Here is a 19,390-nt window from a genome sequence, read left to right as displayed (position 1 = left end):
GTCAGAGCACAGCGCGTCAGAGCACCGTGGAGCCGTACATCTCGCCCAGCGGGTCGGCGATCAGCTCGATGCGGGCGCCGTCGGGGTCGCGGAAGTAGACCGAGACGCCGCTGTGCACCACGTGCTCGACCCCGGCGTCGGACAGCCGCCGCACCAGCTCGTCCCAGCGGGCGGGCTCGACGCTGATGGCCATGTGGTGCAACCCGCCGAGCACCTCGGCGTAGGGGCCGACGTCGAGGCCGGGGAAGTCGAAGTAGGCCAGCAGGTTGCCGTTGCCGATGTCGAAGAAGAAGTGCGAGGAGCCGGGGTAGTCGCGGTTCTCGATGAGCTCGGTCAGCGGGAAGCCGAGCAGGTCCTGGCAGAAGCGGACCGTCCGCTCGACGTCGCTGCTGATCAGCGCCGTGTGGTGCAGCCCGCGGGCGGTCGAGGGCGGTCGTTCGCCGGCCGGCCTCAGGTGCGCGGCCCGGATGCGGGCGCGCTCGGCCTCCAGGGCCGCCAGGTCTCGGGTCTCGGTCATCGCGTCGGTCACCTCGGGTCGTCGGGGACAGGGTGGTCGGGAGCCGGCGCCAGCCCGAACTGCGCCCGCCGCCCGGCGGGGACGAGGTCGAGGTCGGCGGGGTGCCGCTGGATGTAGGCGCGGATGAACGGGCAGTACGGCAGGACGGCCAGCGCCGCCTCCCGGGTGGCGTCCAGGGCGCCCCGCGCGAGCACCGAGCCGAGGCCGCGGCCCTCGAACTCCGGGTCGACGACGGTGTGGGTGAAGGACACCGACGACGACGTCCGCCGGTACTGCGCGTAGCCGGCCACCCGGCCGTCCACGAGGACCTCGAAGCGGCTCGCCGCGGGAGCGTCGACGACCACCGGTGCGCTGTCGGTCACGGGTCTCCTCCGATCGTCCGCGGCGATGATCGCGCATCCGCTCCGGCTCCGGGGACGGCGGGCACGCGGTCGGGCCGGACGCGCCGGGAGGGTTGAGCCGAACCGGCGTCATCGTGCGGTTTCGGCACATCCACACGCCCGCACGAGCGCAGATCGGTCGACATGTGGGCGGTTGGAGGAGCCGGTCACCGACCCGGCCGATGTGCTTCGCAACGATCCGAACACGCCGTGTCCCGCGGGCCGTTCGCAGTGCCGTCCGGCACGTCGCGCGGCCCTACGTTTCCTCCACCCGCACCGGCCTGCCCCGGCCGTCGCGGGTGCCGTCGCACTTCCCCGGCGACGGCCCCATGGACGGGACGAGACGGTGGGACCAGTGGCACTCCGCAGCAGCAGTGAGATCAGGGTCGGCAACCAGGCGCGCCTGGGGTGGTGGCTCGTCGTCGACGACGGGCAGGGCCGCGACCGGCTCGTCGACGGGCCGTTCCCCGACCGGTCGGAGGCCGCCTGGGCGGCCGTCGTGCACGCCGAGGAGGTCCGGCCCGTCTACGGCGTCCGCCGGCCCGACGGCGGCCTGCACCGCCGTCCCTCGCCGCAGGAGCTGGCCTGGCTGGGCCATCTCGGCGACCAGCTCGACCGGCTCCCCGCGGACTGGGACGCCCGTCTGACCGAGGACGACCCGCTGGCCACCCTCGTCGTCGAGGTCACCGCCGCGCTCACCGAGGCCGGCCTGCCCCTGTGGGACGCCGCCGGCGAGGGCGCCGCGCTCGGCGGCGCCTGCGTGACCGCCGAGCCCGGTCTCGACGGCGTCGTCGTGGGCTGGCGCCAGCACGACCGCATGAGCGTCGAGCAGGTCCACGGCCTGGTCGCTGACATCTCGGTGCAGGCCGTCATGAACCGCGCCCTGGCCGACGTGCTGTGGCTGCGCGGCCTCGACGTCACGCCGCTCGGCGAGGAGGCCGGCGGGCACGTCGTCCGCTACGCCGAGAAGGACAGCGCCGAGTAGGACACCGCCGAGTAGGACACCGCCGCGGGACCTCCGCACCGCCCCACCGGGACGCCGTCGACACCGACGGCGTCCCGGTGGCGTTTGCGGGGCGGTGCGCGGACGCCGGACCCGCGTGACGGGCTCGGCGGCGGCGGGACCCGCGGGTGCACCACCGACGACAGGCCCGACACGCCGCCGTCCGGGACGACCGCGCGGCCGGTGACCGGCTCCACGCGGGGGAGCGCACGGCGAGTCGACAAGACGGTGCCCGCTGAGCCGCGTCACCGGCCCCTGACCAGGGCGGACACAACGATCGCGTGACGCCGCCGCCCGCGGTGTCGCGACGGGGGCCTTCGAGGGGGGTCCGAGCCCGATGCTCTGCGTGTCCCCGGCACTTCCCCGGCCGGGACGACGTCCTGGAGGAACCCCGTGAGCGCCCCCACCCTGCCGGCTCCCCGCCGGCTGTTCCCGTCCACACCGGCCCGGGCCGCCGCCCCGGAGGGAGCCGGGAACGGACTCGGCATCGCCGACCTGGTCGACCTGCTCGGTCTCGACCTCGACCAGCTGCTCCTCGAGACCGCCGAGGACGACGCGGTCCGGACCGGGCGCGAGCCGGTCGACCCGGTGGCGGTCGTCCGCGGCTGGGTGCGACGGGCGGCCGACTGGGGCTCCGGTCCGCAGCGGTCCTGGTGCGCCTGGTGATGGCCGCGGTCCTGCTCTGGCCGGCGGTCGCCGTCGCGGGTTTCCTCGTGGTGGCCGGGCTGGTCGTCGCCCTGGGCCGCAGCTCGACGGCCCGCTACGAGTTCGAGCGCAACGCCGCGTCCCGCCCGCAGTCCTCCCCCGCGTCGGCCCCCGCCGCGGTCGAGGTCCGCGACACCGCGGCCGCCCGCGTCGACGTCCCCGTGCCGGCCGGCGCGCCGGCCGGACCCGAGGCCGCCGACGGCGCCGTCGCGACGGCGACCCCGGCGCGCACCTCCGTCGGCCTGGCGACGCACCCCGCGGGGCGGCGACTCCCCGGCGCCGGCGCGCCGACGGCGTGGTGGCTGGTCGACGGGTCGGGGGACCGGCCGGAGGCGCTGGCCGGGCCCTTCGACGACCGGGTGGAGGCCGACTGGGCGGCCGTGTCCTGCGAGCTCGACGGCGCGGTCCGCACCGTGCACGGCGTGCTGCGCGAGGACGGCACGGTCTCCCGGCGGCCCTCGCCGCAGGACCGGGCGTGGCTGGTCGAGCTCGGCGAGCAGCTCGACCGGCTGCCCGAGGACTGGGACGAGCTGCTCACCGACGAGGACGCCCTCACCACGCTGGTGGTGGAGGTCGCCGCCGCAGTGGTCGAGGCCGGCCTGACGCTGCACGACTGCTCGGCTCCCGACCCGGGGACCGCGGCCTCCGGCGGGGTGTGCCTGACCCCGGAGACCACCTTCGGCGGGGTCCTGTTGAGCTGGCGCCAGCACGACCGGATGAGCGTGCAGCAGGTGCGTGGCGCCGCCCTGGACACGGCGGTGCAGCGGAGCATGAACACGCTGCTCGCCGACCTGCTCGTGCAGTTCGGGTTCGTCGTCGACCCGTTCGGCGACGACGGCTGCTCGCTGGTCACCGCGATCCGCACCCACCCGCTCGGGGGGTGAGCGCGGCGAGCGGGTCCAGATCGTCCGCAACGCTGCCGAACCGGAGTCCATGGCAGAGTCGACGACGACCCGGGCCCGCCGCCGCGGCATCGCCCTGTGGTGCTACCTCACCGCGCTGGTGACGGTGCCGCTCATCGGCGTCGGCGTGCTGACCACCCTGATCGCGGGCGCCCGCTCCGCCGAGGTGGACAGCGCGGCGCGTGCCGAGCAGGGTGTCCGGGCGGTCGCCGTCCTCGACGCGCTGCGGGCAGCCACGGAGCAGGAGATCCTCCCGGCGCTGGCACTGACCGTCATCGACGACCCGGCGGCCGCCCAGCAGCTCGGCGTGCAGGGCTGGCTGCTCGGCACCGTCCGCGGCACCGCCGAGCAGGCCCTCGCCGAGCGCCGGGCGGTCACCGACCGGGCGCTGGCCGCGGTGCCGGAGGGCTCCCTCGGCGCGGCGGTCGCCGCCCGGGTGGAGGAGGCGCTGGCCTGGCTGCGGGCGCGCAGCGACGCCGGCGACGTGCGGCTGGAGCAGATCTACCTCGGCTACCTCGACGTCTCCAACGAGGTCATGACCGCCGAGCGCGCCGCCGCGGCCGCCGCCGTCGCCGAGGGCGTGCCGGCGCGGACAGTCCGCGCCGTGCAGGACGTCCAGACCGTGGCCCAGCTCGCCCAGGACGCCAGCCGGCAGATGCCGCTCTACCTCGGCTCGCTGTTCGCCGCCGACGACGCGCTCATCGGCTCGCGCCTGGCCTGGGAGACCGGCTGGCTGTCCTACACCGACGCCAAGCGGCAGATGGACGAGCTGTCCTCGGACGCGCTGCGCGACGCGTGGCGGGAGGTCCGCGAGTCCGACCTCATGACCGGCCTGGACACCCTGCTCACCCCCTCGGACGCCCCCGACGCCTTCGTCACCGACATCGGCCGCATGACCGAGCTGCTGTTCCGGAGCGGGGACCGCGACGCGCAGCTGGAGGGACTGGTCGACACCGCGGTCGAGGCCGCGCAGACGCTGGCCGCGGCCGACCGCGAGGAGGCGGCCGTGGACCTGCGCACCACGCTCCAGGTCGGGGTGGGCCTGCTGCTGCTGTCCGTGGTGGGCGCGGTCTGGATGGGCCGCACCGTCTCGCGCAAGCTCGGCGTGCTGGCCGGTCAGGCCACCCAGATCAGCCAGGGCGAGCTCGTGGAGGTGGAGGTCGCCGGCCCGCGCGAGGTCCGCACCGTCTCGGCCGCCCTCGGGGACGCCGTCGCCGGGCTGCGCCGCATCCAGGACCAGGCGCAGGCCGTGGCCCGCGGCGACCTCGACGACGCGCTGCTCGACCAGCCGCTGCCCGGCCCGCTGGGCGAGGTCGTGCACGCCTCCATCCAGCAGATCGTCTCGTCGGTGCGCCAGCGCGAGGAGCTGCAGTTCGCCCTCGCCCACCGCGCCACCCACGACCCGCTCACCGAGCTGCCCAACCGGGCGCAGGCGCTGACCCTGGTCACCTCCGCGCTGCACCGCGCCCGCCGGTCCGGGGAGATGACCGGCCTGCTCTTCGTCGACCTCGACGGCTTCAAGGCGGTCAACGACGCCCACGGCCACGCCGCCGGCGACACGGTGCTGCGGGAGGTCGCCGCCCGGATGCGTGCGGTGGTCCGCGGCGGCGACGTCGTCTGCCGCCTCGGCGGGGACGAGTTCGTCGTCCTGGTCGAGCCGGTCGGCACCGAGCGCGACCTGCAGGACCTCGCCGAGCGCCTGATCGCCGGCGTCAGCGAGCCGATCGACGTCGGGGGCGCGGTGGTGCGCGTCGGCGCGAGCATCGGCATCGCGGTGAGCCGGGACGGCGGCGCCGACGCCGACGTCCTGTTCGCCGAGGCCGACACCGCCGCCTACCGCGCCAAGCAGCACGGCCGCGGCCGCGCCGAGGTCTTCGACGACGCGCTGCGCCGAGCGCTGGCCGAGCGCGCGCGGACCGAGGCGGCGATCACCGCCGCGCTCACCAACGGCGAGATGCGGCTGCACTACCAGCCGGTCGTCGACGTCGCCCACCACCGGCTGCACGGCTACGAGGCGCTGATCCGCTGGGAGCGCGACGGGGTCTCCGTCCCGCCCGACGAGTTCATCCCCGTCGCCGAGAGCTCCGCGCTGGTGTGCGACCTGGACCGGTGGGTGCTGCACGAGGCCACCCGGCAGCTGGCCGCCTGGCGCGCCGAGCTGCCGACGGTGCCGGGCGCGCCGGAGCCGACCATGGCGGTCAACGTCTCCGGCCGGCACCTGACCGACCCGCGGATCGTCGCCGACGTCGCCGACGCGCTGGCCGCTTCCGGGCTGCCGCCGCACCTGCTCGTCCTGGAGGTCACCGAGACCGTCCTGGTCGACGACCCGGTCGCCATGACCCACCTCGCGCGGCTGCGGGAGACGGGCGTGGCCATCGCCATCGACGACTTCGGCACCGGCTACACCTCGATCGGGCAGCTGCGGCACATGCCGGTGGACACGCTGAAGATCGACCGCAGCTTCGTGACCTCGCCCGATCCGGGGCAGCGGGAGCTGGTGGCCCTGATCATCCGCGCCGCGCACACCTTCGGCCTGAGCGTCGTCGCCGAGGGCGTGGAGGAGCCGGTGCAGCTGCAGCGGCTGCGCGAACAGGCCTGCGACCACGCGCAGGGCTACCTGCTGCACCGCCCGCTCACGGCCGAGGCCGCCGGTGCGCTGCTGCGCTCGGTGTCGCCGGTCGTGCCCGTACCGCGCACCGACGGCGCGCCGGAGCCGGTCCCGGCGTCCTGACGGGCCGCCCGCACCGGGCGCGTGTCCCCGTTGACCGTGGGGACGGCGGCGGGGGAGCCTCCACCGGCCATGCCGACTCCCGCCGCCCGCTGCGCCACCGGGCTGCTCGCCGTCGGCCTGCTGGTCGGCGGCTGCACCACCGCGGTCGCCGGGACGGCCTCGCCCGCCCGGACGACGACGGCCGACGCCACCGCCGCCGAGGTCGAGATCCGGCTGGCGGAGGAGGGCGATCCCACCGACCGCGTCGCCCGCAACGCGCTCGCCGACGTCCTCGCCTACTGGGACGAGACCTATCCGCAGGTGTTCGGCGGGACGTTCGGGTCGATCAGCGGCGGCTTCTGGTCGATCGACCCGGACGAGACCGACCCCGCCGACCTGCCCGACGGCGCCTGCTTCGCCGACGACGTCGACGAGCTCGCCGACAACGCCTACTACTGCAGCGACGACGACGTCGTGGTCTACGACCGGGCGTGGATGGCCGGCCTGGTCCGGGACTACGGGCCGTTCATCGTCGCCGAGATCATGGCCCACGAGGTCGGGCACGCCGTCCAGGCGCAGGCCGGCCTCGACGACCCCTCGATCGTCGCCGAGACCCAGGCCGAGTGCTTCGCCGGCGGCTGGACCAGGTGGGTCGTCACCGGCCACTCCGAGCACGTCACCGTGCGCCCCAAGGAGCTCGACCCCTACCTGCTCGGCTACCTCTACTTCGGCGACGCGGTCGGTTCCTCGCCCGACGCCCAGGACGCGCACGGCTCGCTGTTCGACCAGCTCTCGGCCTTCCAGGAGGGCTACGCCGACGGCCCCTCGGCCTGCGCCGCCTTCGACGGGTCGCGGGTCTACACCGAGCAGGAGGCCGGCCGCGGCCCGGGCCGGGGCGGCGGGTCCTACGACGCCGTCGTGGACGGCGCCGACGACGTGCTGGCCGGGTTCTGGGACCAGGCCCTCACCCGCGGCTTCCCCGGCACCGGCGCGCTCGGCGGGACGCTCACCGCGCCCGACGTCCGGGCCGCCGACGGCCCCGGGATGGTGTGCAGCGGGGAGGGCGCCGAGCTCGACCTGCAGTACTGCCCGGAGGACGGCTCGGTGCGCTACGACGCCGCCGACCTGCTCGAGCCCGTGCACGACGACGTCGGCGACTTCGCCGTGACGACGCTGCTCGGCCTGCCCTACGCGATGGCCGTCCGGGAGCAGCGCGGGCTGTCGGTGGACGACCCGGAGGCGGTCACCAGCGCGGTGTGCGCCACCGGCTGGCTGGCCCGCGAGGCGTACCTGGGCGACCTGGGCGACCTGGACGGCGCGCGGCTGGAGATCTCCCCCGGCGACGTGGACGAGGCCGCCGTCGTGCTGCTGCAGTACGCCACCGAGCCCACCGTCGTCCCGGAGTCGGGGCTGTCGGGGTTCGAGCTGGTCGACAGCTTCCGGCAGGGCTTCGTCGACGGCGGGGACGCCTGCGGGTTCTAGGTGTCGCCGGGGTCGTCGAGGAAGGCGTCGACCACGGGCGCGAGCTCGTCGGCCTCGGTGACCAGCGCGAGGTGGCCGCCGTCGTAGAGGTGCAGCCGGGCCCGCGGGATGCCGCGGGCCAGCAGGCGGGCGTTGACCGTGGGGATGATCGGGTCGTCGTCGCCGGAGAGCACCAGCGTCGGCTGCCGGATCAGCGACAGGAACGGCAGGCTGCTCCAGCCCGTGCTCGCGGCCAGCTGGTAGTAGTACCCGCGCCGCGGGCCCAGACGGCTCTCGGCGTGCAGCGCCCGCGCCGCCCGCGCCGGGTCGGTGCGGACCGTGCCGCCGTAGATGGTCCCGGCGATCCGCTGGGCGTACTCCGGGTCGCGGTGCCGCCGCGGCGTGAGCATGTGGGAGAGCACCCGCGGCGAGGCCGGCACCATGAGCGACCCGGTGCCGGTGGCGGCGAGCACCAGCCGGCGGCACCGGCGGCGGTGCTGCACGGCGAAGTGCTGCGCCAGCCCGCCGCCCCAGGACAGGCCCAGGACGTCGACCGGCTCGTCGTGGCCGAGCCGGCGCAGCAGCGCCGACACCACGGGCGTCAGCGTGGCCAGCACGTACGGCACGACCGGCGGCGGGGAGCCGCCGACCCCCGGCACGTCGAAGCGGACGACCGTGCGGCGCGGGTCGAGGGCGTCGACGAAGGGCTGCAGCACCTCGAGGCTGGCGCCGATCCCGTTCATCAGCAGCAGCGGCGGCCGGGACCCGTCCCCGCGCCGCTCGCTCACCCGCAGCGTGCGGCCCCCGACCGTCAGGGTGCGGACCGTCTCGGCCCCGACGCGGCGGGGCTCCTGCTCACTTGTCGAAGACATACGTCCCCGGTGCATCGCCCAGGACCGGCAGCTCCGCGCTGCCGAGCGTCGTCGGTGCCGGCACCTGCTCGCCGGCGCGCTCGCCCAGCCAGGACATGAAGTCCGGCCACCAGGAGCCCTTCTCCTTGTGCGCCGAGGCCAGCCACTTCTCGGGGTCGGCCGGCGTCTCGGGCGCGACCTGGAAGGTCGACCTGGGGTTGCCCGGCGGGTTGACCAGCGAGGCGATGTGGCCGTTGGTGGACAGCACGAAGCGGGTGTCCCCGCCGAGCATCTGGGTGGTGCGGTAGCAGGCCTGCCACGGGCAGAGGTGGTCGGCGACCCCGGCGGTGACGTAGGCGTCGACGTCCACGGCCGAGAGGTCCACCGGCGTGCCGAGCATCGTCGCCCTCCCCGGCTCGGTGAGGGAGTTGCCGACCGCGACGTCGATGAAGTCGCGGTGCAGGCCCGCGGTCATCCGGGTGGTGTCGGCGTTCCAGTAGAGGATGTCGAAGGCCGCCGGCGGCTTGCCCTGCAGGTAGTTGTTGACCCAGTAGTTCCACACCAGGTCGTTGGGCCGCAGCCAGGCGAACACCTCGGCGAGCATCGCGCCGTCGAGGTAGCCCTTCTTCCGCGACTTCTCCGTGGCCTCCTGCACCGCCTCGGGGTCCATCAGCGCCGACACCGTGCCCGCCCGCGCCCAGTCGAGCACCGTGACGGCGAAGCTCGCGGCGGCCACCTGCCCGAGCCCGCTCGTGGCGGCGAGGTGGGCCAGCACCATCGCGGTGATGATCCCGCCGGAGCAGAACGCCTGCAGCGCCACCTGCTCGCTGCCGGTGATGCGCTCGGCGGCCTCCATCGCGTCGAGGACCGCCTGCCCGTAGGTGTCCAGGCCCCACTCGGCGTGCCGCTCGTCGGGGTTGCGCCAGCTGATCATGAACACCTGCTGGCCGGCGGCCACGTAGTGCTCCACGATGCTGCGCCCGGGCGCGAGGTCGGTGATGTAATACTTGTTGATCGTCGGCGGCACCATCACCAGCGGGACGCTGCGCACCGTCTCCGTCGTCGGCCGGTACTGGATCAGCTCGAACACGTCGGTCCGCAGGACGACGGCGCCCGGGGTGACGGCGAGGTCCTCGCCCACGGTGAACGCGTCGGGCTCGACCATCGACGGCACGCGCGGCGGGGACACAACGTCGGACACCAGCCGGCGCAGCCCGGAGACGGCGTTGCGGCCGCCGGTGTCGATGACCGCCTTGAGCGCCAGCGGGTTGAGGAACGGGACGTTGCTGGGCGCCAACGCGTCGACCACGTTGGTCAGCGCGAAGCGGATCCGCTCGTCGTCCTGCCAGTCGAGGTCGGCGTCGTCGACCAGGCCGACCGCGGCCCGGGCCGCGGCGATGTGCGCCTGCATCGTCCGCTTGAGCAGGGGGTTGCCGCTCCACGCGGGGTCGGCGAAGCGGCGGTCCTTCGGCGAGGGCGCGATCTCCGAGCGCCCGACCGCGATGCGCCCGACCTCCTCGGCGAGCTCCTTCAGCCGCCCCCCGACCACCTCGGGACGGCGGACGAGCGACGTGCCGAGGGCCGCGAGCGTCCGTACCGGCGGGACCATGCGGCGCAGCGGGCCGCGGGCGGCGTCGACGAGCACCATGTCCAGGCCCATCACGGCCTCGCCGGCCTGCTCCTCGGCGGTGCCGTCTCCGGCAGCCGCCGGGCGCGGGCGCGCCGGCGGGGTGTCGCGCGGTCGTTCTGCGGTGGTGGTCATCAAGACTCCTGACGGCTGGTCGGCCCCTGTGACCCGCTTCACTCAAGCACAGGTCCCGGCGTCCGGCAGGTGGGGGTGCCGGCGCTACGGAGACCGCGCGGGGGAGGCCGCGTCGTCGCGCCCGTCCCCGTCGGGCGGACCGGCCGGGGAGGTGCCGCGCTCGCGCAGCGCCAGCACCACGGCCGTCCACCCGAGGGCGAGCCCGCCGCCGAGCAGCGCCCCCGCGAGCGAGTCGGACAGCCAGTGCGCGCGCAGGTAGACCCGCGACAGCGCCATGACCGTCGCGAAGACCACCGCCCACACCTCCCAGCGCAGGCGGGCCCGGCCGGGCGGGGCGAGCACCAGCACCAGCCCCACCGCGGTCACGGCGCCGGCGATCGCGTGCCCGGAGGGGAAGGACGCCGCCGACGTCTCGACCAGGGCACCCGGCGGGCGCGTCCGGTCGTAGAGGGCCTTGAGCGGGCCGATCGCGGCCTCGCTGGTGACCACCGCCAGGGCGAAGGCGGTCAGCCGCGACCAGTGCCGGCGCCAGGCCAGCAGGAGGAGCGCCAGGATCCGCAGCGGCCAGGTGACCGCCACGCCGCCCAGCCACGACAACCCGACCGCCACCGCGGTCGCCGGCCCGTTCTCCACCCCGCCGGCCCAGCGCCACACCGCGTCGTCGACCACCTGGACCGCCGGCCGGGTGGCCGGCAGCGCCACCAGCACCCCGACGGTGACGGCGCCGGCCAGCAGCACGCCGCTGACCCGCATCCCGCGGCGGGCGTCGACGAGCATCAGCCGGGGCGCCCGACGACCAGCCGCACCAGACCGCCCACCAGCAGACCGAGCCCCACGCCGCCGACGACGTCCAGGGGCAGGTGCGCCGCGGTCCACACCCGCGCCAGGCAGACCAGCGCCGCCAGCAGCACCGCGGCGATCCGCCCGCGGCGCCCCAGCCACGGCCAGGCGATCGTCACCAGGGTGACGACGACGGCGGCGTGCCCGGAGAGGAAGCCGCGGCCGTGGGCGGCGGCCCCGCGGATGACGACGTCGGCGAGCAGCCCGTCGGGCCGGCCGCGCACGACGACGTCCTTGATCGCCTTCGCCGCCAGGTACGTCCCGGCGCCGCCGAGCAGCAGCCCCGCCGCCAGGCGCCAGCGCCGCAGCGCGGCGGCGACCAGCGCGCTGGCGGGCACGACGAGGACGTTCCCCAGCTGCATGACCGGCCAGACGAGGACGAAGGGGAGCAGGTCCACCCCGTTGACCACCCGGAACAGGTCCGCCTCCGCCGCGGGCACCGACGTCCGCTCGATCGGCAGCGCCGCCAGCACCAGCACGAGCGCGCCCACCCCCGCCAGGAGGAGGTCGCGGAGGTGCCGCGTGGCCGGGCGGGGGCGGGTGACCGCCACCCCTCTCACGCCGTCTCCGGCACCAGGTCCGTGCGGGGTGCGGAGTTCGGCTCCCGCCGCCACGAGCGGTTGCGCCGCCAGAACACGTAGGTCCCGACACCGAGCGGGATGGGCAGCACGTAGGTGAGCCCGCGGAAGACGAGGACCGCCGCCGCCACGAGCGACCGGGTGCCGCCGGCCGCGGACAGGCCGGTGATCAGGGCCAGCTCGATGACGCCCAGCCCGCCCGGGGTGAACGGGATGGCGGTGAGCAGCCGGGCGAAGGCGAAGACCGCCAGCGCCTCGAGCGCGCTGACCTGCTCCGCCGTCACGCCCACGGCGCGCAGCGCGATCAGCAGGACGACGAACAGCGAGACCTGGCTGACCAGCGTGGCGAGGGTCAGCCAGTGCCAGCGGGCGCGCAGCAGCAGCGCCGTCCGGTCGCGGAACTTCGTCGTCGCCCGGTCCCAGCCCGCCACCGGCGGCCGGCCGAAGGGCCGCAGCAGGGCCGAGACCACCCGGCCCGCGCCGGTGCCGATCCGGGCCGCGCTCTCCCGGCTGCGCAGCAGCAGGCCGAGCAGGACCACGGCGGCGATCAGACCCCCCACCCCGGCCAGGCCCGCCACCATCCGCCCGGCGGTCGGCGCCGAGGTGAGGGCCAGCAGCGACAGGGCGAGGACCGGCAGCGCCAGCTTGGCGAAGTTGTTCCAGAGCCCCGACAGCAGCAGGGACACCGACGTCCGGGAGCGGGAGAAGCCCCAGGAGGAGTTCATCCCGTAGGTCAGCCCGAGGGAGATCGCCGCCCCGCCGACCACGGTGTTCGACACCGCCGTGGTGGTCAGCGACGAGACCGTCGCCTCCCGCAGCCGCAGCCCCGGCATGGTCACGACCATCACGAACTGGTACGTGGCCAGGTTCCACACCGTGGCGGCCGCCAGCAGGCCCAGCTCGGCCCAGGACATGCCGCGCACCGCCGACCAGACGTCGGACAGGCTGGTGAACTGCGGCAGGAACCAGAAGAGGACGCCGGCCAGCAGGACCAGGGAGAGCACCGGCGGCAGCAGCCGGCGCCAGAGGGGTGTGCTCCTGGAGGGCTTGGCTGGTGGCGCCTGGGGCGCGACGGCGGTCATGGCGGGCTCCCCTCGCCCTCGGTGCCGGCGGGCGGGTCCAGGTGCAGCCGCTCGCCGCTCGCCTCGTACACCTGATCGGCCAGGTCCTCCCGGCTCACGACGCCGAGGCTCTGCGTGGCCAGCGCCAGCGGCTCGCCGCGGTTGTCCCCGGACAGCGTGAAGACGACGGTCAGGCAGCCGCCGTCGAAGACGTAGTAGCGGCGGCCCAGGTACTGGGGGCTCACCTGCTCCACCCGCTCGTACCGGCGCAGCTCGTCGAGCTCGCTGGGGATCTCGGTGGCGCCGCGGGTGTCGCACGCTCCGTTGAGCCGCACCTCGATGGCGTGCGCGCCGTCGCGGTCGGAGTCCAGCCAGAAGCGGGCCGACCCGGAGCGGGCGTCGAGGCCGGCGAAGCTCCAGCCGACCGGGACGTTCTCCACGCAGGGCACCCAGGACGCCGTCGGCACCGCCTGCGCCATGAGGACGACGCCGTTCGCCACGGTGGCGTCGTCCCCGGCCGCGCAGGCCGGCACCTCGCTGCTGACGCTCGTGCCCTGGCCGGTGCAGCCGGCCACCAGCAGCGTGCTCGTCAGGAGGGCGGGCAGCACCGGCCGCGTCACAGCGGGGAGCCCAGCAGGTCGATGACGATGCCCACGGTGAGCAGCAGCGCGACGACCGTGACGACGCTGAGCCCGACCCGGCGCCAGGTCCAGCGCTGGATGCGCACCGGCGGCAGCCGGTAGGGCAGCAGGTCGAGGAACTCCTTGTGCAGGTCCCGGCCCTGCGCCCGCAGCATGCGGCGCAGCTGCGAGGGCATGGTCAGGCCGCGGGTGGCGGCGAAGGCCTCGGCGATCTCCTCGTCGGAGAACTGCAGGCGGGCCCGGGCGTAGACCGTCGGGGCGTCGGTGCGCAGCGCGAGGACCAGCATCATGTTGGCCAGGTCGACGGCCTGCCGCCAGGGACTGGGCCGGATCTCGGCGAACGCGGAGTCGATCATGAACAGCGTGCCGTCGCGGACCATCAGGTTGGCCGGCTTGATGTCGCGGTGGGCCATCCCGATCTCCCACATGCGTCGCACGACGGCGAGCCCCTGGTCGATGACCCCCTCGTCGATGTCGGACTCGCCGATCTCGCGGGCGCCCTGCAGGAACTCGGCGACCAGCAGGTACTCGCGCTCCGGGGTGATCTCGACGATCCCGAGCGGGTGCGGCACCGGCAGGGCCGCGTCCGACAGCAGCCGCAGGACGTAGTCCTCGTACTGCACCAGGCGGCGGACCGAGTGGTAGGGCTTCTCGTCCTCGAGCCGGCCGTAGAGCAGCGTGCGGCCGAGCTTGAACCAGCGGTCGGAGCGGACGTGCGTGGCGGCGTAGAGCTTGCCGAAGACGCAGCTCTCCTCGTCCCCCGGCGCCTTGACGGTGATCTTCAGCGGGGTCGAGCCGCCCGACCCGGCCAGGCCGAACGGCGTCACCGAGGTGGCCACGACGCCGAGCTGGTCCTGCAGCGCCCGGGTGATCGCCTCGCCGCGCGCCCCGGTGACGTCGAGGTGGGCGGGGCTGCCCCGCCGGTAGCGGACCGGGTAGACCTCGTTGGGCGTCAGCAGCCGGAACGCCGCCAACGGCACGGCGACGCCGAGGACGACCCCGGCGACGACGTCGGTGGGGTGGTCCTGGGCCAGGTAGAGCCGCGACGAGGCGGTCACCAGCAGCAGGACGAGGACGACCCACTTGGCGGCGTTGCGGCGGCGCCCGGCGGGGACCAGCGAGTACAGGCTGCTGACCAGGAAGGTCGCGAGCACCGTCATGGGGAGCGAGGGCATGGAGTAGCCCAGCCAGGGGCCGAGGATCTCGACCTCGTAGGGCCGCGGCCGCTGCAGCGTGGCCGCCGCCGTCGCGGCCAGGTTGATCACCAGGATGCCGACGACGACCAGCACGAGCAGGTGCCGCCAGCGCCGGCAGACGGCGAGGACGGCGATGTTGACCAGCCACACCACGTGGATCGCCCGGCTGGTGCCGAGGACCCCGGTGACCTCGGCGACCTCCGTCAGAGCGGGGGAGCGGATCTCGGCGATCGCCTGCAGGACCCGCGTGTCCAGCTGGTCGAAGAACGCCACGCTGCGCGTGGCCACGACGACGACCAGGCTGACCAGGACCACGCCGCTGGAGGCCAGCCACCACTTGCCCGAGGCGTTGAGGTGGCGCGGCAGGGGTGGCGGCTCACCCGAGGGACGGCGCCGACGGCGGACGCGCTGGATCGGCGGGGGGTCCGGGCGCCGGACCTCCCCGCTGGCCGGTTGCTGCGCCGCAGCCGACGCCGGCGGCACCGGCGTCGTCGGGGCCCGCGTCGTGGCCGCCATGCCGCCTGATGTTGCTCCGGAAGCGTCCCGGGGACCATCGACCTAGGTCCCGGTCGGGGCTAGCGTTCCCCCCACCCCCGCCGCGGGGGGCGCCGCCTCCTCCCGGGAGGGCCTGCGATGCGCCGTCGACCGCTTGCCGCCCTGCTCCTCCTGGCCGCCCTGCTCTGCGCCTGCACCCGCCCCGTCGCCGACGCCGGCCCGCCGGCGGAGGGCGTGGTGCGCATCGCCTCCTACGACTTCGCCGAGAACCAGACGCTCGCCGAGGTCTACGCCGAGGGCCTGCGCCGGGCCGGGTTCGAGGTGGTGGTGCAGCACGGCATCGGCACCCGTGAGGTGGTGTTCCCGGCGCTCGAGCAGGGCGTCGTCGACGTCGTCGTCGACTACCTGGGCACCGCCACGGAGTTCCTCGAGGCCGGTGCGGGGTCGACGTCGCACGACCCGGCCGTCCTGCGCGACGGGCTCGCGGCCACCCTCGCGCCGCGGGGGCTGACGGTCCTGGCGGCCGCCGACGCCGAGGACCAGAACGGGTTCGTCGTGCTCACCGACCTCGCCGTCCGGCACGGCCTGACCACCCTCAGCCAGCTCGCCGCGATGGCGCCGCAGCTGGTCTTCGGCGGGCCGCCGGAGTGCACCGAGCGCCGGTTCTGCCTGCCCGGGCTGCGCGAGGTGTACGGCGTGGAGTTCGCCCAGGTGCGCAGCATGCCGTCTCGGTCGGCGACGGTGGAGGCGCTGGTCACCGGGCAGATCGACGTCGGCATGCTGGAGACCACCGACGCCCGGCTGACCGACGCCTCGCTGTACCTGCTGCGCGACGACCGGTCGCTGCAGCCGCGGGAGAACGTGGTGCCGCTGGTGCGGACCGAGGTGGCCGAGGACGGCGGCGAGCGGCTGCGCACCGCCCTGGACACCGTCAGCGCCCAGCTCACGACGATCGACCTGATCGGCCTCAACCGCTCCGTCGCCGTGGACGGCCGCACCCCGGAGGAGGCCGCCGCCCGCTGGTGGGACGGCCGGTGATGATGAGCTCCTTCCGCTCAGCCGGCCCCTCTGTAGGGGCCCGCCGCGAGCGTGCGAGCGGTGGGGGACAGAGGGGTCCTTAGACTATGGCGCTGGTGCCGGTGATCGCGCGGCCGACGATGAGGCTGTTGACCTCGCGGGTGCCCTCGTAGGAGTAGATGGCCTCGGCGTCGGCCACGAACCGGCCCACGTGGTTCTCCAGCAGGATCCCGTTGCCGCCCATGAGCTCCCGCGCCCAGCCGACGGTCTCGCGCATCCGCATCGTCGACCAGCCCTTGGCCATGGAGGCGTGCTCGTCGCGGAGCATGCCGCAGTCCTGCAGCTGGGAGGCCCGGGCGCACAGCGCCGCCGAGGCGGTGATGTTGCCGAGCATCCGGAACAGCAGGTCCTGCACCAGCTGGAAGGAGGCGATCGGCTTGCCGAACTGCTCGCGCTGCGTCGCGTACCGCAGCGCGTGCTCGTACGCGCCGCGCGAGCAGCCCACCGCCGACCACGCCACGCTCACCCGCGTCGCCCGCAGGACGTTGGCGGTGTCGCGGAAGCTGTTGGCGTTCTGCAGCCGGTTCTCCTCGGGCACGCGCACGCCGTCGAGGGTGATGTGCGCGTTCTGCACCGCCCGCAGCGCGATCTTGTCCTCCAGGTCGACCGCGCTGAAGCCGGGCGTCGGCGTCTCGACGACGAAGCCGAGTACCCGGTCGGTCTCCACGTCTCGCGCCCAGATCACCACCAGGTCGGCGAAGCTGCCGTTGCCGATCCACTTCTTCTCGCCGTCGAGGACCCACTCGTCGCCGTCGCGGCGGGCCGTCGTCTGCAGCCCCCGGGCGACGTCGGAGCCGTGCTCGGGCTCGGTCAGCCCGAACGCGCCGATGAGCTCCATCCGGCTCATCGCCGGCAGCCAGCGCTCCTTCTGCTCCTCGGAGGCGCACAGGTGCAGCGTGCCCATGGCCAGCCCGCCGTGGACGCCCATGAAGGTGGCCACCGAGGGGTCGCCGCGGCCGAGCTCCATCGAGACCATGCCGTCGAACAGCGACGAGCGGCCCGGCGACCCGTGCCCGGAGTACTGGGCGCCGGCGATGCCGAGCTCGGCGATCCCGGGGATCAGGTGACGCGGGAACTGCGCGCGCGTCCACCACTCGTTGATGATCGGCTCGACCTGCTCGTCCATGAACGCGCGGACGCGGTGCAGCGTGGCCCGGTCCTGGTCGTCCAGCAGGTGCTCGAGCTCGTAGAAGTCCGAGGTGACGGTGGGTCGGTCGGCCATGGGAGTGCCTCCTCAGGGGGCGGGACCCCGCTGTCCCGTGTGCCCGACCTACCCCGGCTCCCCGCACGCAACCGGCGCCGGCGGCATGGCGGGGAGCCGATCCGGGCAGGGACCGGCGGTTCCGGCCGCACACCTTCCGAGGAGGGCCCCGTGCCCCGTTCCATCGCCGACCAGACCGAGGACGAGCTCGGCGGGCCCGGCAGTGTGCTGGTGCGCCAGCGCGAGGACCACGTCGAGCTCGACCGGCTGCTGCACGAGCTCGAGGGCGGCACCGGCCGCGCGCAGGAGGAGGTGCTCAGCCGCATCGACCGGCTGGTGTTCAGCCACGCCTTCGCCGAGGAGACCGTCCTCTGGCCGGTCGTCCGCCGGGTGCTGCCCGACGGCGACGCGATCACCCGGCAGGTCGAGATCGAGCACCAGGAGGTCAACGAGCTCGTCGCCGCGCTCGAGGAGGGCGGGCTCGACTCCCCGGAGCGGCCGGCCCGGCTGGCGCGGCTGGTCGAGGTGCTGCGCGAGGACGTCCGCGACGAGGAGGACGTGATGTTCCCGCGGCTGCAGGAGCGCCTGGACCCCGCCGAGCTGCGCCGGCTGGGCCGCCGGTGGGAGGTGATGCGCCGCGTCTCACCGACCCGGCCGCACCCGACGGTGTCCCGCCGCCCGCCGGGAAACGCGCTGTCGGGGCTGCCGCTGTCGCTGCTCGACCGCAGCCGCGACGTCGTCGACTCGCTCGTCCGCCGGATGCCTGCGCCGCTCGCCCCGGCGGGTCAGGTGGTCAGCCGGGGACTGGCCGTGGTCGCCGGCGTCGTCGAGCGCACCCCGCCGGCCCGCCGCGGTGACGGCCCGCCCACCGCCCGCTGACCGACACGACGAGGGCCCCCTCCCGTTGCCGGGAGGGGGCCCTCGTCGTCGTGCGGGGACTCAGTCGCGCGGGGACTCAGTTGGTGTTGCGGTCCTTCGGGGTGGCGCGGGCGTCGAGCTGGATCTCCTTCTCGGCCGCCGGGACGCCGTCCTTCATCTCCTTGGTCCGCTCCATCTCGGCGTCGAACTCGATGCCGAACAGCAGCGCCAGGTTGATGAGCCAGAACCAGATCAGGAAGACGACGACACCGGCCAGCGCGCCGTACGTCTTGTTGTAGCTGCCGAAGTTGCCCACGTAGAAGGCGAACGCGGCGGAGGCGACGACCGCGACGAGGATCGCCACGCCGGCACCCGGGCTCATCCACTTGAAGCCGCGCAGCTTGACGTTCGGCGTCGAGTAGTAGAGGACGGCGATCATCAGCGCCAGGATCACGAGGATCACCGGCCACTTGACGACGTTCCACACGGTCAGGGCGGTGTCGCCCAGGCCGATGGCCGAGCCGACGGCGTCGACGACCGGCCCGCTGAGGGCCAGCATCAGGACGATGACGGCGGCGAACAGGATGCCGATCAGGGTGACCAGCAGCTGCAGCGGCTTGAGCTTCCAGACCTTGCGGCCCTCGGGCGTCTCGTAGACGACGTTGGCCGCGCGGGTGAACGCGCCGACGTAGCCGGAGGCCGACCAGATGGCACCGGCGAGACCGATGACGAGGCCGATCCCGGCGGCGCTCTGGTTGCCGGCGATCTGCTCGATGACCGGGCCGACGGTGTTCGCCGCCTGCCCCGGCACCACGGTCGTCAGCGCGGTGGTGAGCTGCTCGGGCGTGGTCAGCAGCCCGACGATCGACACCAGCGCGATGATCGCCGGGAAGAGCGCCAGGACGCCGTAGTAGGTGAGCGCGGCCGCCCAGTCGGTGAGGTTGTCCTCGCTGAACTCCTTCAGCGTCCGTTTGATCGTGCCCATCGCCGTGGGCGTGCGGTCGTGGCCCTTCGGGGCGTTGTCGAACCGCGTGGAGTTGACCTTGTCGTCGTGCGGCGCGGGGTCACCGGCGGTGTTGCCGGCGAACCTGGTCTTCGCTTCCGTGCTGCTCGCACGGGAGCCGGTGGTTCGGGCCATGGGTGTCCTCCGGG

Annotated in this window: 19 protein-coding genes; 7 read left to right on the top strand and 12 right to left on the bottom strand. The window is 74.7% G+C overall.

All coding sequences use genetic code 11. The features are described from left to right. Window positions 1-16: 16 nt before the first annotated feature. Window positions 17-517 carry a VOC family protein gene (locus FN207_RS01975; RefSeq protein ID WP_142456672.1) on the bottom strand — a complete coding sequence of 167 codons (501 nt, stop codon included), beginning with the start codon at window positions 515-517 and terminating at the stop codon, window positions 17-19. An 8-nt stretch (window positions 518-525) separates the two neighbouring features. Next, window positions 526-879: a GNAT family N-acetyltransferase gene (locus FN207_RS01970; protein ID WP_246065685.1), complete on the bottom strand. Its 354-nt coding sequence runs from the start codon at window positions 877-879 to the stop codon at window positions 526-528. A gap of 373 nt (window positions 880-1,252) precedes the next feature. Between FN207_RS01970 and FN207_RS01965 the strand changes: the two genes are divergently transcribed. Next, the gene (locus FN207_RS01965) at window positions 1,253-1,882 is read left to right on the top strand and encodes a hypothetical protein (RefSeq protein WP_142456671.1); all 630 of its coding nucleotides are present in this window, start codon (window positions 1,253-1,255) and stop codon (window positions 1,880-1,882) included. Here FN207_RS01965 and FN207_RS01960 read toward each other — a convergent pair. Beyond that, complete coding sequence (locus FN207_RS01960; protein ID WP_142456670.1) at window positions 1,855-2,097, bottom strand: hypothetical protein; 243 nt, start codon at window positions 2,095-2,097, stop codon at window positions 1,855-1,857. The two genes, FN207_RS01965 and FN207_RS01960, sit on opposite strands and share 28 nt — an antisense overlap. A gap of 196 nt (window positions 2,098-2,293) precedes the next feature. Here FN207_RS01960 and FN207_RS01955 point away from each other — a divergent pair, with 196 nt between their 5' ends. The 4 genes from FN207_RS01955 to FN207_RS01940 all read left to right on the top strand — a co-directional run bounded on the left by FN207_RS01955 (window position 2,294) and on the right by FN207_RS01940 (window position 7,699). Further along, window positions 2,294-2,566 (top strand): hypothetical protein, encoded by a 273-nt coding sequence (locus tag FN207_RS01955; RefSeq protein WP_142456669.1) that lies wholly within the window; start codon window positions 2,294-2,296, stop codon window positions 2,564-2,566. Continuing rightward, window positions 2,566-3,489, top strand: coding sequence for a hypothetical protein (locus tag FN207_RS01950; protein ID WP_142457199.1), 924 nt, complete (start codon window positions 2,566-2,568; stop codon window positions 3,487-3,489). Before FN207_RS01955 ends, FN207_RS01950 begins: the two co-directional genes overlap by 1 nt. A 49-nt stretch (window positions 3,490-3,538) precedes the next feature. Further along, window positions 3,539-6,238 carry a putative bifunctional diguanylate cyclase/phosphodiesterase gene (locus FN207_RS01945; RefSeq protein WP_142456668.1) on the top strand — a complete coding sequence of 900 codons (2,700 nt, stop codon included), beginning with the start codon at window positions 3,539-3,541 and terminating at the stop codon, window positions 6,236-6,238. A gap of 69 nt (window positions 6,239-6,307) precedes the next feature. Beyond that, window positions 6,308-7,699 carry a neutral zinc metallopeptidase gene (locus tag FN207_RS01940; protein ID WP_142456667.1) on the top strand — a complete coding sequence of 464 codons (1,392 nt, stop codon included), beginning with the start codon at window positions 6,308-6,310 and terminating at the stop codon, window positions 7,697-7,699. Here the strand turns inward: FN207_RS01940 and phaZ are convergent. The 7 genes from phaZ to FN207_RS01905 all read right to left on the bottom strand — a co-directional run bounded on the left by phaZ (window position 7,696) and on the right by FN207_RS01905 (window position 15,123). Further along, complete coding sequence (gene phaZ / locus FN207_RS01935; RefSeq protein ID WP_142456666.1) at window positions 7,696-8,550, bottom strand: poly(3-hydroxyalkanoate) depolymerase; 855 nt, start codon at window positions 8,548-8,550, stop codon at window positions 7,696-7,698. The genes FN207_RS01940 and phaZ overlap by 4 nt on opposite strands. Next, window positions 8,534-10,291 carry a PHA/PHB synthase family protein gene (locus FN207_RS01930; RefSeq protein WP_142456665.1) on the bottom strand — a complete coding sequence of 586 codons (1,758 nt, stop codon included), beginning with the start codon at window positions 10,289-10,291 and terminating at the stop codon, window positions 8,534-8,536. The genes phaZ and FN207_RS01930 overlap by 17 nt, the downstream gene beginning before the upstream one ends. An 84-nt stretch (window positions 10,292-10,375) precedes the next feature. Beyond that, entirely contained in the window at window positions 10,376-11,068 is a 693-nt protein-coding gene (locus FN207_RS01925; protein ID WP_142456664.1) for a phosphatase PAP2 family protein, read from the bottom strand. Beyond that, entirely contained in the window at window positions 11,068-11,691 is a 624-nt protein-coding gene (locus FN207_RS01920) for a phosphatase PAP2 family protein (protein ID WP_142456663.1), read from the bottom strand. The genes FN207_RS01925 and FN207_RS01920 overlap by 1 nt, the downstream gene beginning before the upstream one ends. Continuing rightward, complete coding sequence (locus FN207_RS01915; RefSeq protein ID WP_142456662.1) at window positions 11,688-12,791, bottom strand: lysylphosphatidylglycerol synthase transmembrane domain-containing protein; 1,104 nt, start codon at window positions 12,789-12,791, stop codon at window positions 11,688-11,690. The genes FN207_RS01920 and FN207_RS01915 overlap by 4 nt, the downstream gene beginning before the upstream one ends. Further along, window positions 12,788-13,390, bottom strand: a complete 603-nt coding sequence (locus FN207_RS01910; RefSeq protein WP_142456661.1) for a hypothetical protein — start codon at window positions 13,388-13,390, stop codon at window positions 12,788-12,790. The genes FN207_RS01915 and FN207_RS01910 overlap by 4 nt, the downstream gene beginning before the upstream one ends. Next, complete coding sequence (locus FN207_RS01905) at window positions 13,387-15,123, bottom strand: phosphatase PAP2 family protein (RefSeq protein ID WP_142456660.1); 1,737 nt, start codon at window positions 15,121-15,123, stop codon at window positions 13,387-13,389. Before FN207_RS01905 ends, FN207_RS01910 begins: the two co-directional genes overlap by 4 nt. Window positions 15,124-15,240: 117 nt before the next feature. Here FN207_RS01905 and FN207_RS01900 point away from each other — a divergent pair, with 117 nt between their 5' ends. Then, window positions 15,241-16,140, top strand: a complete 900-nt coding sequence (locus FN207_RS01900; protein ID WP_142456659.1) for an ABC transporter substrate-binding protein — start codon at window positions 15,241-15,243, stop codon at window positions 16,138-16,140. Window positions 16,141-16,219: 79 nt separating this feature from the next. Here the strand turns inward: FN207_RS01900 and FN207_RS01895 are convergent, their stop codons facing one another. Next, window positions 16,220-17,401, bottom strand: a complete 1,182-nt coding sequence (locus tag FN207_RS01895) for an acyl-CoA dehydrogenase family protein (protein WP_142456658.1) — start codon at window positions 17,399-17,401, stop codon at window positions 16,220-16,222. A gap of 150 nt (window positions 17,402-17,551) precedes the next feature. Between FN207_RS01895 and FN207_RS01890 the strand changes: the two genes are divergently transcribed. Next, window positions 17,552-18,259 carry a hemerythrin domain-containing protein gene (locus FN207_RS01890; protein ID WP_142456657.1) on the top strand — a complete coding sequence of 236 codons (708 nt, stop codon included), beginning with the start codon at window positions 17,552-17,554 and terminating at the stop codon, window positions 18,257-18,259. Between the two features lie 76 nt (window positions 18,260-18,335). On the opposite strand, the gene FN207_RS01885 is transcribed toward FN207_RS01890, so the two are convergent. Beyond that, complete coding sequence (locus tag FN207_RS01885) at window positions 18,336-19,376, bottom strand: YihY/virulence factor BrkB family protein (RefSeq protein ID WP_142456656.1); 1,041 nt, start codon at window positions 19,374-19,376, stop codon at window positions 18,336-18,338. Between the last annotated feature and the right edge of the window lie 14 nt (window positions 19,377-19,390).

The organism is Geodermatophilus aquaeductus (genome assembly GCF_900182545.1).
GTDB classification, from domain to species: Bacteria; Actinomycetota; Actinomycetes; order Mycobacteriales; family Geodermatophilaceae; genus Geodermatophilus; species Geodermatophilus aquaeductus.
Note: the sequence above shows the minus strand (reverse complement) of the source record. Positions and strands in the feature narration are given on the sequence as shown.